The sequence below is a fragment of the Burkholderia sp. Bp9142 genome (assembly GCF_003853415.1).
Classification (GTDB): Bacteria; Pseudomonadota; Gammaproteobacteria; order Burkholderiales; family Burkholderiaceae; genus Burkholderia.
Window position 1 is genome coordinate 93,133 of sequence record NZ_QTPP01000017.1, and the last position, 12,939, is coordinate 106,071.

Annotated in this window: 9 protein-coding genes; 8 read left to right on the top strand and 1 reads right to left on the bottom strand. The window is 68.9% G+C overall.

The annotated features are described in order from the left end of the window. The first annotated feature begins 9 nt into the window (after window positions 1-9). The 6 genes from glcF (at window position 10) to DIE22_RS20040 (ending at window position 8,155) form a co-directional block, all read left to right on the top strand. Window positions 10-1,230, top strand: coding sequence for a glycolate oxidase subunit GlcF (gene glcF, locus DIE22_RS20015; RefSeq protein ID WP_124498755.1), 1,221 nt, complete (start codon window positions 10-12; stop codon window positions 1,228-1,230). A 22-nt stretch (window positions 1,231-1,252) separates the two neighbouring features. Beyond that, window positions 1,253-1,657 carry a heme-binding protein gene (locus DIE22_RS20020; RefSeq protein ID WP_124498756.1) on the top strand — a complete coding sequence of 135 codons (405 nt, stop codon included), beginning with the start codon at window positions 1,253-1,255 and terminating at the stop codon, window positions 1,655-1,657. A gap of 41 nt (window positions 1,658-1,698) precedes the next feature. Further along, window positions 1,699-3,873, top strand: a complete 2,175-nt coding sequence (locus DIE22_RS20025; protein ID WP_124498757.1) for a malate synthase G — start codon at window positions 1,699-1,701, stop codon at window positions 3,871-3,873. A gap of 531 nt (window positions 3,874-4,404) precedes the next feature. Further along, window positions 4,405-5,967 (top strand): sensor domain-containing diguanylate cyclase, encoded by a 1,563-nt coding sequence (locus tag DIE22_RS20030; RefSeq protein ID WP_124498758.1) that lies wholly within the window; start codon window positions 4,405-4,407, stop codon window positions 5,965-5,967. A 128-nt stretch (window positions 5,968-6,095) separates the two neighbouring features. After that, window positions 6,096-7,478 carry a cache domain-containing protein gene (locus DIE22_RS20035; RefSeq protein WP_124498759.1) on the top strand — a complete coding sequence of 461 codons (1,383 nt, stop codon included), beginning with the start codon at window positions 6,096-6,098 and terminating at the stop codon, window positions 7,476-7,478. A gap of 32 nt (window positions 7,479-7,510) precedes the next feature. Beyond that, a complete protein-coding gene (locus tag DIE22_RS20040) occupies window positions 7,511-8,155 on the top strand; it encodes a response regulator transcription factor (RefSeq protein WP_124498760.1) in 645 nt (214 codons plus the stop codon). Window positions 8,156-8,276: 121 nt separating this feature from the next. Here DIE22_RS20040 and DIE22_RS20045 read toward each other — a convergent pair whose 3' ends face one another. Continuing rightward, on the bottom strand, window positions 8,277-8,873 hold the full coding sequence (locus tag DIE22_RS20045; RefSeq protein ID WP_124498761.1) for a phospholipid-binding protein MlaC: 597 nt from the start codon (window positions 8,871-8,873) through the stop codon (window positions 8,277-8,279). A 328-nt stretch (window positions 8,874-9,201) separates the two neighbouring features. On the opposite strand from DIE22_RS20045, the gene DIE22_RS20050 reads away from it, so the two are divergent. Both DIE22_RS20050 and DIE22_RS20055 read left to right on the top strand, forming a co-directional pair. Then, window positions 9,202-11,835, top strand: a complete 2,634-nt coding sequence (locus DIE22_RS20050) for an MMPL family transporter (protein ID WP_124498762.1) — start codon at window positions 9,202-9,204, stop codon at window positions 11,833-11,835. Beyond that, a complete protein-coding gene (locus DIE22_RS20055) occupies window positions 11,828-12,832 on the top strand; it encodes a VacJ family lipoprotein (protein ID WP_124605956.1) in 1,005 nt (334 codons plus the stop codon). Before DIE22_RS20050 ends, DIE22_RS20055 begins: the two co-directional genes overlap by 8 nt. Window positions 12,833-12,939: the final 107 nt, after the last annotated feature.

A 12,939-nucleotide genomic window follows, 5' to 3' on the forward strand; every position in this document is an offset into this window, starting at 1 on the left:
GAACCGCCGATGCAAACCAATCTCAGCGAAGCAAGCAAGGCCCTCGACCGGGCCGACGAAGCGGAAGCGATCCTGCGCGCGTGCGTGCACTGCGGCTTCTGCAACGCGACCTGCCCGACCTACCAGGTGCTCGGCAACGAGCTCGACGGGCCGCGCGGGCGCATCTACCTGATCAAGCAAATGCTCGAAGGCGAGCCGTGCGGCGAGCGCACGCAGCAGCATCTCGACCGCTGCCTGACCTGCCGCAACTGCGAGACGACCTGTCCGTCCGGCGTGCGCTACCACACGCTGCTCGACATCGGCCGCGCGGAAGCCGAGAAGCGCGCGCGGCGTCCCGCGCGCGAGCGCCTGCTGCGCGCCGGCCTGCGTCACGTCGTGCCGCGGCCGGCAACGTTCGCCGCGCTGCTGAAGGCCGGCCGCGCGCTACGCCCGCTGCTGCCCGGCGCGCTGCAGGACAAGATCCCGGCCGCCGTGCCCGTGGCCACGCCGCGCCCGCCGGTGCGCCATGCACGGCGCGTGCTGATGCTCGAAGGCTGCGTGCAGCCGTCACTGTCGCCGAACACCAACGCAGCCGCGGCGCGCGTGCTCGACCGGCTCGGCATCAGCGTGACGCCCGCGCGCGAAGCCGGCTGCTGCGGCGCGACCGAATACCACCTGAACGCGCAGGACGCCGGGCTCGCGCGCGCCCGCCGCAACATCGATGCGTGGTGGCCCGCGATCGAGGCCGGCGCGGAAGCGATCGTGCTGACGGCGAGCGGCTGCGGCGCGTTCGTGAAGGAATACGGCGACCTGCTGCGTTCGGACCCCGTTTATGCGGACAAGGCGCGGCGCGTCAGCGCGCTCGCGCGCGACCTCGCGGAAGTGATCGCGGCCGAACCGCTCGACGCGCTGGCCGATGCGACGCAGCGCCGCGTCGCGGTGCACTGCCCGTGCACGCTGCAGCACGCGCAGCGGCTCGGCGGCGCGGTGGAAAGCATCCTGACGCGGCTCGGCTTCGATCTGACGCCTGTCGCCGACGGCCACCTGTGCTGCGGCTCGGCCGGCACCTATGCGCTGACGCAACCCGAACTCGCGACGAAACTGCGCGACAACAAGCTCGACGCGCTCGAAGCCGCACGGCCGGACCTGATTGTCACGGCCAACATCGGCTGCCAGACTCATCTGAACGGTGCGGGCCGCACGCCCGTGCGCCACTGGATCGAGCTCGTCGACAACCGACTCGTCAATTGACTGCTGATTCCGGAGGAACACCATGAAAACGAAACCCGAACTCGAACTCGCCGATGTCGAACGCATGCTCGCCGCCGCCCGCGCGGAAGCCGAGCGGCACGGCTGGGCCGTATCGATCGCCGTCGTCGACGACGGCGGCCACCTGCTCGCGTTCGCGCGCCTCGACGGCGCGTCGGCCGCCAGCGCCTGTATCGCGCAGGACAAGGCGCGCGCGGCGGCGCTCGGCCGTCGCGAGACGAAGGCGTATGAGGATATGATCAACGGTGGCCGCACCGCGTTTCTGAGCGTGCCGCTGACGGGATTGCTCGAAGGCGGCGTGCCGGTCACGGTGGACGGCTGCATTGCAGGCGCGATCGGTGTGTCTGGCGTAAAGTCCGAACAGGACGCGCAGATTGCCCGCGCCGGCATACAAAGCGTCGCGGTATAACAGCCAAGCCGCGCGCGCATTTTTCCCCGGGAGGAATCACGATGATCGACCAAGCAGGACTGCAAGTCGCGCCAGCGCTGAGCCAGTTCATTGAAAACGAAGCACTGCCGGGCACCGGTATCGACAAGGCCGCGTTCTGGAGCGGTTTCTCGGCCCTGGTGCACGACCTCGCGCCGCGCAACCGCGAACTGCTCGCGGAACGCGACCGCCTCCAGCAGGAACTCGACACGTGGCATCGCGCGCACCCCGGCCCGGTGCGCGACCACGCCGCGTATCGCGCATTCCTGGAAGAAATCGGTTACCTCGTGCCGGTCCCGTCGAGCGCCGCGGCAGCCACCGCGAACGTCGACAGCGAGATCGCGACGCAGGCCGGCCCGCAGCTCGTCGTGCCGCTGTCGAATGCGCGCTATGCGCTGAACGCCGCGAACGCACGCTGGGGCAGCCTGTACGACGCGCTGTACGGCACCGATGCGCTGCCCGAGGACGGCGGCGCGGAGCGCACCACGGCCTACAACCCGACGCGCGGCCAGCACGTGATCGACTACGCGCGCGGCGTGCTCGACAACGCGGCGCCGCTCGCGAGCGGCTCGCACCACGACGCGCTGCGCTACCGCGTGCAGGACGGCCAGCTCGCCGTCGAAACCGGCAAGGGGGTCGTGCACCTCGCGCAGCCGGCGCAATTCGTCGGCTACCAGGGCGCGGCCGACGCACCGTCCGCGATCCTGCTGCAGCACAACGGCCTGCACCTCGAGATCCAGATCGACGCATCGACCCCCATCGGTCGCGCCGATCTCGCGAACGTGAAGGACGTCGTGCTCGAAGCCGCGGTCAGCACGATCATCGACTGCGAGGATTCGGTCGCGGCGGTCGACGCCGACGACAAGGTCCAGCTCTACCGCAACTGGCTCGGCCTGATGCAGGGCACGCTGGTCGAGGAAGTCGCGAAGGGCGGCAAGACCTTCACGCGCCGCCTGAACGCCGATCGCGAATACACGACGCCGGCCGGCGGCACGCTGTCGCTGCACGGCCGCTCGCTGCTGTTCGTGCGCAACGTCGGCCACCTGATGACCAACGGCGCGGTGCTCGACCGCGACGGCAACGAGATTCCGGAGGGGGTTCTCGACGGCGTCGTCACGACGCTGTGCGCGCTGCACGACCTGCAGGCGAAGCGCAATTCGCGCACGGGCTCGATCTACATCGTGAAGCCGAAGATGCACGGCCCGGTCGAAGTCGCGTTCGCCGACACGCTGTTCGCGCGCATCGAGGATCTGTACGGCCTGCCGCGCAACACGCTGAAGATGGGCATCATGGACGAGGAGCGCCGCACCAGCGTGAACCTCGCCGCCTGTATCGCGGCAGCCGCCGCGCGCGTCGCGTTCATCAACACCGGCTTCCTCGATCGCACCGGCGACGAGATGCACACCGCGATGGAAGCGGGCCCGATGATCCGCAAGGGCGACATGAAGTCGTCGGCGTGGATCCAGTCGTACGAGCGCAACAACGTGCTCGCGGGCCTGTCGGCCGGCCTGCGCGGCCGCGCGCAGATCGGCAAGGGCATGTGGGCGATGCCGGACCTGATGCACGCGATGCTCGAGCAGAAGATCGCGCATCCGCGCGCCGGCGCGAACACCGCGTGGGTGCCGTCGCCGACCGCCGCGACGCTGCACGCGCTGCACTACCACCTCGTCGACGTGCAGGCCGTCCAGCAGGAACTCGAGAAGACGCCGTACGCGAGCGAGCGCGACGCGCTGCTCGAAGGGCTGCTGACCGTGCCGGTCGTCGAGCGCGCCGCCTGGAGCGAGAGCGAGATCCTGAGCGAGGTCGAGAACAACGCGCAGGGCATTCTCGGCTACGTGGTGCGCTGGGTCGAACAGGGCGTCGGCTGCTCGAAGGTGCCCGACATCCACGACGTCGGCCTGATGGAAGACCGCGCGACGCTGCGCATCTCGAGCCAGCACATCGCGAACTGGCTGCGCCACGGCGTGATCACCGAGGCGTTCGTGCTCGACGTGTTCAAGCGGATGGCGCGCGTCGTCGACCAGCAGAACGCGGGCGACCCGAACTATCGCCCGATGGCGCCCGGCTACGACCAGTCGACCGCGTTCAAGGCCGCGTGCGCGCTGGCGCTGCAGGGCACGTCGCAACCGAGCGGTTATACCGAGCCGCTGCTGCATCGGTTCCGGCTCGCGTTCAAGGCGCAACAGCGCGGCGCCTGAACCACCGCATGCGGGCTTTCCCGCATGCGATTTCTCGAAACGGGCGGCCGATACGGCCGCCCGTTTTCATAGGCGAATTGACGCGAACGCTGAAATGGATAATCGGTCCGCATCGCCCGGCCGTTAAAGCATGAAAATCGGCGGCGCGTGGAATGCGCGGCGCGCCCGACCTTGGCACAAAGCCTTGCGCTGCAACGCTCCGCGCACGATTGGCAAGTATCGGTCGCCGCGATAATTTGATCCGGGTCAACGATCCACAACATTTTCCGCGCATACGAATGCGCGCGTTATACTCGGACCAATCCGCGCCGCCCGATTCGTCGGATCGTCGAATCGCGGCAGATCTATCGGGGAATGGGTGACCTGGCGGTTTATCCGGCCGCAAATACCGATAATCGGCACCTGTTTTTCCGGTCGGTCGGGCGGAATGCGCATCGGGGGGCCGCGTACCGGATCGCCGCCGGCCAATCAATCATACGAACATTCGCATCGGCCCGCCGCATGGCGACGATGGCTATCGATCCACGGACCATGGCAGAAACCGACTACGCAATGCCCAGCGAATCCGGTCTGACGGGCCGTGTCGCCGCTCATTTGCGCCGGCGCCTGCTACCGCACCTGATCTTCTATTCGGGGCTGCTGATCGGCCTGCTCCTGCTGCTCCTTTGCGCAATCGTGCTGTACGAAGGCCGCATCGACGCACGCGACCGCGCCCGCACCACGCAGCAGAACATCGCGCTGATGGCGTCGTGGGACATCGAGCGCAACATCGAGTTCTATTCGCTGTCGTTGCAGGCGGTGGTCGAAGGCGAGAACGATCCGACGGTCACCGCGCTGCCGATGCGGCTGCGCCGCCAGGTGCTGTTCGACCGCGCGACGACGGCCAAATATCTTGGCGGCATCTATGTGCTCGATGCGAACGGCGACATCGCGGTCGACGGCAAGAGCGACGTGCCGCGCAAGGCCAACTTCGCCAACGAGGCGTACTTCACCGTGCACCGCGATCACCCGGACGTCGGCCTGTACGTCAGCGATCCATACCATTCGCGACTGCGCGCCGGCTCGCCGAGCGTCGCGCTCAGCCGGCGAATCACGCGGCCCGACGGGTCGTTCGGCGGCGTCGCCGTGATGTCGATCCGGCTCGAATATTTTCAGGACCTGTTCGCGCGCCTCTCGCTCGGCGATCGCGGGTCGATGGCGCTGATCAATACCAAGGGCCTGATGCTCGCGCGCCAGCCGTATGATCCGGCGATCGTCGGCCGCAACATCAGCAAGGCGAGCACGTTCCGGCATTTCATGACCGCCAGCGAAGGCAGCTTCGCCGATACCGCGTCGATCGATGGCGTGCGCCGCCTGTACGTGTTCCGGCACCTCGAACATCTGCCGCTGATCATCATGGTCGCGCGCTCGGAAGCCGACACCTACGCCGCGTGGTACGACCGCGCGATCCCGATCGGCTCGGCGATGGCCATGCTCGCGCTCGGCTTCGTCGCCCTGTCGCTGCTGCTCGACGTGCAGTTGCGCAAGCGTCATCGCGCGGAAACCGAACTGCAGGCGCTTGCGCGCACCGACGGCCTCACCGGCCTCGACAACCGCCGGATGCTCGACGTCACGCTCGCGCGCGAATGGCGTCGTGCCGCGCGCTCGCAGCTCGCGCTGTCGCTACTGTTCGTCGACGTCGATCACTTCAAGCGCTACAACGACACGCAGGGCCACCAGGCCGGCGACGACGCGCTCGCCGCGGTCGGCCGCTGCATCGCCGGCTCGCTGCGCCGTCCGGCCGACTACGCAGCGCGCTACGGCGGCGAGGAGTTCGTCGTCGTGCTGCCCGACGTCGACACGTACGGCGCCGTGACGATCGCCGAATCGATCCGCACCGGCATCCTCGATCTCGGCATCCGGCACGACACCGGCACGGCCGGGCGCCTGACCGCGAGCATCGGCGTGACGACCTGCTATCCGGAGTACGACGACAGCATTCAGGCGGCGCTGAAGCGCGCCGACGACGCGCTGTATCGCGCGAAGGAACTCGGGCGCAATCAGGTCGTCGTGCAGGCGGCCCCGTCCGTCGATCGCATGTCGCGGCGCGCCTGACCCGAGCGTCGGCCGGCCGTCCGGCCGCCACCCCGTCGCCTGCAGGCAAAATCGCCGACAATGTCGGCTCGCCGCGCCGCCGCGCGACGCACGCGCCCGCCGCCGGCCCGCGCCCGCTTCGCACCACCATGAGACTCAAGGCAAAGATTTTCCTTCTGGCCATCGTGCCGTTCCTGCTCGCGATCGCCGGCATCGGCTTCGGCGTGCGCCAGCAGGCGACGTCGCTCGCGCGCACGCAGCACGCGACGATCCAGGCCGCCTACCTGTCGAGCAAGGAAGTCGAGCTGAAGCATTACGTCGAGCTCGCGACCAGCGCGATCATGCCGCTCTACGACGCGAGCGGCCGCAATGCGCGCGACGACGGACTGCTGCGCACGCAGGCGCTCGCGATGCTGCAGAAGATGGACTTCGGCCCCGACGGCTATTTCTTTGTATACGACCTGCACGGCAATGCGCTGATGCATCCGCGCGAGCCCGAGCGCGTCGGCCACAACTTCTGGTCGATGCGCGACCCGCAGGGCGCGCTGACGATCCAGCAGCTGATCGGCGCCGCGTCGCACGGCGGCGGCTATGTGCGCTACACGTGGCAGCGGCCGTCGACGGGCAAGGCCGCGCCGAAGCTCGGCTACGTCGTCGCGCTCGAACGCTGGGGCTGGATGGTCGGCACCGGCATCTATCTCGACGACGTCGATACCGCGCTGCAACGCATCGACGCGCGCGCGTCCGCGAACATCGAGCGCACGATGAGCTGGCTCACCGCGATCGCGCTGACCGGCGCGGCGGCGATCGCCGTCTGCGCGCTGGTGCTGAACGTCAGCGAGTCGCGCAGCGCCGACGCGAAGCTCAAGCAGCTCGCGCAGCGCGTCGTCGAATCGCAGGAGCAGGAGCGCGAGCGGCTGTCGCGCGAGCTGCATGACGGGATCAGCCAGATGATGGTGTCCGCGAAGCTGATGCTCGAATCCGCGCTCGCCCGCTTCGAGCGCGGCGCGACGCGCATGCCCGAAGCCGAGCAGGCGCTCGCGTCGGGTGTCGGGCGGCTCGGCGACACGCTGCGCGAGGTGCGGCGCATCTCGCATGCGCTGCGCCCGGCGATGCTCGACGATCTCGGCCTCGCGGCCGCGCTCGAGCAGCTCGTGCGCGAACTCGGCGCGGAAAGCGGCATCGACATCGGCTATGCGCAGGTCGCGCACAGCGGCGCGCGGCCGTTGCCCGCGCCGGTCAATACGGCGCTGTTCCGGATCGCGCAGGAAGCGCTCAGCAACATCGTGCATCATGCGCGGGCGTCGCGCGCGGCCGTCACGCTCGACGTCGGCGCGCATGCCGTCACGCTGACCATCGCCGACAACGGCTGCGGCTTCGATGCCGAGCGTACGCAGACCGACGCGCGCCGCGGCATCGGGCTGCGCAACATGCGCGAGCGCCTCGACGCGCTCGGCGGCACGCTGACGATCACGTCGCAGGTCGGCCACACCGTCGTGGCCGCGCGCGTGCCGCTGCGCGCCGCCGCCTGACGACGCGCCACCATCACCGGAGACCTTTGCCCATGAGCGCCCCCGACACCGCCCGGCCCGCCGCCCGACTGCTGCTCGTCGACGATCACCCGCTGGTGCGCGACGGCCTGCGGATGCGGCTCGAGGCGGCCGACCTGGCCGTGGTCGGCGAAGCCGGCAACGCGGACGAGGCGCTCGCGCTCGCTGCATCGCTCGAGCCCGATCTCGCGCTGATGGACGTCGGCATGAACGGGATGAGCGGCATCACGCTCGCCGGCGTATTCCACGAGCGCTTTCCGGGAATTCGCGTGCTGATGCTGTCGATGCACGACAACGTCGAATACGTGACGCAGGCCGTGCGCGCCGGCGCGAGCGGCTACCTGCTGAAGGATTCGCCGGCGAGCGAGATCGTGCGTGCGATCGGCGCGGTGCTGGCCGGGCAGACCTTCTTCAGCGAAGGGCTCGCCGCGCGGATGATCCAGGCGAGCGCGACCGCGTCGCCGCTCGACCGCTTGACGCCGCGCGAACGCGACATCCTCGACGCACTGGCCGAGGGGCTGTCGAGCAAGCAGATCGCGCAGCAGACAGGGCTGTCGGTGCGCACGGTGGAAACCCATCGGCTCAACCTGAAACGCAAGCTCGAGATCGAAGGGCAGGCGGAGCTGATCAAGTTCGCGGTCGAGCATCGGCGGCGGTAGGGACGTCCCGATGCCGGCGCAGCGCCATTCCGGACGCGAAACCGCCGGCGAACAGCCAGCAAAAAGGGCGCCCTCGGGCGCCCTGCATGCATGCTGAATAAAATGGACCGCGTCGCGCCGATCAGTTCGTCCGCGAGTTGTGCTTCTGCAGATACGCGATCAGGCCGTCAATGCCGCCGGATGCGAGCTGGCTCTTGAACTGCCCCTGGTAGACCTGGATCAGCCACGCGCCCGACATGTCGATGTCGTAGATCTTCCAGTCGCTGCCGACCTTGCCGAGCCGGTAGCCGACCGACTGGCTGTCGCCCGGCGTCGTGACCGTCGACTGCACCAGCGCATCGGCGCCCGACGCGCCGCCGGCCTTGAACGAGAACTTCGCGTCCTGGCTGCCGAGCTGCGCGAGCGACGCGGCATAGGTGCGCGTCATCAGCAGCTTGAACTGCTTGTACAGCTCCTGCTGCTGTTGCGGCGTCGCCTGCTTCCACGCATCGCCGACCGCGATGCGGGTGGTGCGCTCGAAGTTCGTCGCGGGCAGGAAGCGCTGCTCGACGACGTGCGTGACTTTCGTCATGTCGCCGCCGCGCGCACCCGGATCGGCCTTCATCGCGTTGACGGTGCCTTCGACCGCCGTGCGGACGACGTCGACCGGCGCGCTCTGCGCGAAAGCGGAAACCGACACGGCGGCCGCCGCGACGAAAGCAAACAGATGACGTTTCATACGGATATCGCACTCGATGAGAAAAAACGGCCCGGCGGATTGCATCGACTGCATCGGCCGGTGGGTCGAAGTATAGCGGCCCGGACGCCCGCCTGCCGTGCAGTGACCGACTGTTACCTTTGAACCCTTTTTGTCACAGGGCCCGCTGCGGCGCGGTTCCGGCCAATTATATAAATATCCCCATACAAATCGCCGGGCCCTCCGCGCCGATTCGTGCGGCCCGGCGCAAATATCCTTCCCGCCCCTTTACGCTCCAACGTCGCGACTGACGCCACGTTGCGCCGGTATACTCGTTCCTTTGCCCTTGCCAGCCCCTCCCCACCGCCACATGGTGACATCTCTCATCGTCCGACTCGTTGCATGGTCGGTACGCCGCCCCGTCTGGGTCGTCGTGCTGTCGTTCGTCATTGCCGCCTTCAGCGGCGTCTATGTCGCCCAGCACTTCAAGATCAATACCGACATCAGCAAGCTCGTCGACGCGGAGCCTCAATGGGCCGCGCTCGGCAAGGCCGTCGACAAGGCCTTCCCGCAACGCAACGGCACGATCCTCGCGGTGGTCGAGGCGCCCGCCCCCGAATTCGCGACTGCCGCCGCACACGTGCTCACCGGAGCACTGCAGAAGCAGGCCGACGCCGGCCGCATCGGCCAGGTCGCCGAACCCGGCGGCGGCCCGTTCTTCGAGCACAACGGCCTGCTGTTCCTGTCGCCGCAGGAAGTGTCGGATACCACGTCGCAGCTCGCGAGCGCGCGGCCGCTCGTCAACGAACTCGCGAAGAACCCGAGCCTGACCGGGCTCGCGACCACGCTGTCCACCACGCTCGGCCAGCCGCTCCTGACCGGCCAGGTGAAGCTGCCCGCGATGGCCAAGCTGCTCGCACGCAGCGCCGCGACGGTCGACGACGTGCTGGCCGGCAAGCCGGCCGCGTTCTCGTGGCGCGGGCTGGTCGACAGCGACGCCGCGCGCCAGCCCGCACGCGCGTTCGTCACCGTGCAGCCGGTCGTGGACTACGGCGCGCTGAAGGCCGGTGCCGAAACGACCCAGGTGATCCGCGACACCGCGACAGCGCTCGGCCTCGAGCAACGCTACGGCGCGGTCGTGCGCCTGACCGGCGAACAGCCGCTCGCCGACGATGAATTCGCGTCGGTGGAGGACGGCGCCGCACTCAACGGCGCGCTCACGCTGCTCGCCGTGCTCGTCATCCTGTGGCTCGCGCTGCGCTCGAAGCGGATGATCGGCTCGGTGCTCGTCACGCTGTTCGTCGGCCTCGTCGTGACGGCCGCGCTCGGCCTCGCGATGGTCGGTTCGCTGAACATGATCTCGGTCGCGTTCATGGTGCTGTTCGTCGGCCTCGGCGTCGACTTCTCGATCCAGTACGGCGTGAAGTACCGCGAGGAACGCTTCCGCGATCCGCGCATCGATCACGCGCTGATCGGTGCCGCGCACTCGATGGGCATGCCGCTCGCGCTCGCCACCGCGGCCGTCGCGGCGAGCTTCTTCTCGTTCATCCCCACCGCCTATCGCGGCGTGTCCGAGCTCGGCCTGATCGCGGGCGTCGGGATGTTCGTCGCGCTGCTGACCACGCTCACGCTGCTGCCCGCGCTGCTGCGCCTGTTCGCACCGCCGGGCGAATCGAAGACGCCGGGCTTCCCGTGGCTCGCGCCGGTCGACGACTTCCTCGACCGCCATCGCAAGCCGATCCTGATCGGCACGCTCGCGGTCGTGATCGGCGCGCTGCCGCTGCTCGCGTTCCTGCACTTCGACTTCAACCCGCTGCACCTGAAGGATCCGCACAGCGAATCGATGGCGACGCTGCTCGCGCTGAAGGATTCGCCCGAAGCGGCCGTCAACGACGTCACGCTGCTCGCGCCGTCGCTCGCCGATGCCGACGCGGCCGCGAAGCGCCTCGACGCGCTGCCGGAAGTCGGCCGCACGACGACGCTCACGACCTTCGTCCCGGCCGACCAGCCGGCCAAGCGCGCGGCGATCGCCGCGGCCGCGAGCGACCTGCTGCCCGCGCTGACGCAGCCGGCCGCGCCGAGCGCGACCGACGCGCAGCGCGTCACCGCGCTCAAGCGCGTGTCGGACCTGCTGAGCTATGCGGCGGAAGATCACCCGGGCCCCGGCGCGGCCGCCGCACAGCATCTGTCGGCGTCGCTCGCGAAGCTCGCCGCGGCCGACAGCGCGACGCGCGACCGCGCCGAGCGCGCGTTCTCCGACACGCTGCGCATCGCGCTCAACCAGCTCGCGACGCTGCTGCAGCCGCAGGACGTCACGCGCGAATCGCTGCCGCCGCAGCTCGTGCGCGACTGGATCGCGCCGGACGGCCATGCGCTCGTGCAGATTTCGCCCAAGGTGCCGAAGGGCGTCGATCCGAACGACGACACGATGCTGCGCCGCTTCGCGAAGGCGGTGAAGGCCGCGGAGCCGGGCGCGATCGGCGGCCCGATCTCGATCCTGCATTCGGCCGACACGATCATCAACGCGTTCCTGCACGCGGCGCTGTGGTCGATCCTCTCGATCACGATCCTGCTGTGGATCACGCTGCGCCGCTTCGGCGACGTGCTGCGCACGCTGGTGCCGCTGCTCGTGTCGGGCCTCGTGACGCTCGAGATGTGCGTTGTGCTCGGCATGTCGCTGAACTTCGCGAACATCATCGCGCTGCCGCTGATGCTCGGCGTCGGCGTCGCGTTCAAGGTGTACTTCGTGATGGCGTGGCGCGCGGGCCAGACGGGCCTGCTGCATTCGAGCCTCACGCACGCGGTGCTGTTCAGCGCCGCGACGACCGCAACCGCCTTCGGCAGCCTGTGGCTGTCGCATCATCCGGGCACGTCGAGCATGGGCAAACTGCTCGCGCTGGCGTTGACCTGCACGCTGATCGGCGCCGTGGTGTTTCAGCCCGTCCTGATGGGCAAACCGCGCGTCAAACGCGCCAAGAACCAAATGCAAGGAAACAATGAATAAGGTGCGAATCATTGCGGCGACCGTCGCTGCCGGCGCGGTGCTGAGCGGCTGCGCGACGGGCCCGAACCGCAACCCCAACGACCCGCTCGAGCCGATGAACCGGGCGATGTACAAGTTCAACGACACGGTCGACACGAACATCGCCGTGCCGATCGCGAAGGGTTACCAGAAGATCACGCCGACGCCCGTGCGCACCGCGATCAGCAACTTCTTCTCGAACCTCGGCGATCTCGGCAACATGGCGAACAACCTGTTGCAGCTGCGCATCACCGATGCGACGCAGGACCTGATGCGCGTGGCGATGAACTCGGTGTTCGGCGTCGGCGGCCTGATCGACATCGCGACGCCGGCCGGGCTGCCGAAGCATCACCAGGATTTCGGGCTGACGATGGCGCGCTGGGGCATGCCGTCCGGCCCGTACCTCGTGCTGCCCGTGTTCGGGCCGAGCACGATCCGCGACGGCGTCGGCCGCGCGGTCGATGTCCGCTTCAACCTGCTCAACTACATCGAGCCGGCCGTGCGCAACCCGATGTACATCGCGCAGTTCGTCAGCGCGCGTTCGGACCTGCTCGGCGCGACCGATCTGCTGAAGCAGGCGGCACTCGATCCGTACTCGTTCGTCCGCGATGCGTATCTGCAGCAGCGCAAGTCGCTGACGTATCACGGCCAGTCGGCGTCGGCCGCGCCGCCGAACTACACCGAGCCGGGTGAAGCAGGCGCGGTGCCGGCGGCCACGCCAGCCGTGCCGGGCTTGCCGAACTACGAGGATCCGGGCGAGTCGGGCGGCGCATCGGGCACCGCGCCGAACAACGCGCCGGCCGCGCCGGGGTTGCCGCAGTACGACGATCCGGGTGCGGACGGCGCGGCACCCGCGAGCGCGCCCGCCGCGACACCGGCGGCCGCGTCGGCCGGAGCGGCGACCACGCCGGCCGCCAACGGCGCGCCGATCGCGCCGGCAATGCCCACGGTACCCGCGAGCAGTCCGGCCGCGCAGTAACGCGCCACGAAATCCGCCGGAACGCCGAAGAGCGCTGCATCATGCAGCGCTCTTTTTTTTGCGCATCGGCGGACGAAAAAAGGAAGGGGAGAGGCGGACAGCGGCGA

Bases quoted from the DNA above. Each gene is read 5' to 3' on its own strand.
- glcF (WP_124498755.1), top strand. From the start codon at position 10: ATGCAAACCAATCTCAGCGAAGCAAGCAAGGCCCTCGACCGGGCCGAC.
- DIE22_RS20035 (WP_124498759.1), top strand. From the start codon at position 6,096: ATGAGACTCAAGGCAAAGATTTTCCTTCTGGCCATCGTGCCGTTCCTG.
- DIE22_RS20020 (WP_124498756.1), top strand. From the start codon at position 1,253: ATGAAAACGAAACCCGAACTCGAACTCGCCGATGTCGAACGCATGCTC.
- DIE22_RS20040 (WP_124498760.1), top strand. From the start codon at position 7,511: ATGAGCGCCCCCGACACCGCCCGGCCCGCCGCCCGACTGCTGCTCGTC.
- DIE22_RS20055 (WP_124605956.1), top strand. From the start codon at position 11,828: ATGAATAAGGTGCGAATCATTGCGGCGACCGTCGCTGCCGGCGCGGTG.
- DIE22_RS20050 (WP_124498762.1), top strand. From the start codon at position 9,202: ATGGTGACATCTCTCATCGTCCGACTCGTTGCATGGTCGGTACGCCGC.
- DIE22_RS20025 (WP_124498757.1), top strand. From the start codon at position 1,699: ATGATCGACCAAGCAGGACTGCAAGTCGCGCCAGCGCTGAGCCAGTTC.
- DIE22_RS20045 (WP_124498761.1), bottom strand. From the start codon at position 8,873: ATGAAACGTCATCTGTTTGCTTTCGTCGCGGCGGCCGCCGTGTCGGTT.
- DIE22_RS20030 (WP_124498758.1), top strand. From the start codon at position 4,405: ATGGCAGAAACCGACTACGCAATGCCCAGCGAATCCGGTCTGACGGGC.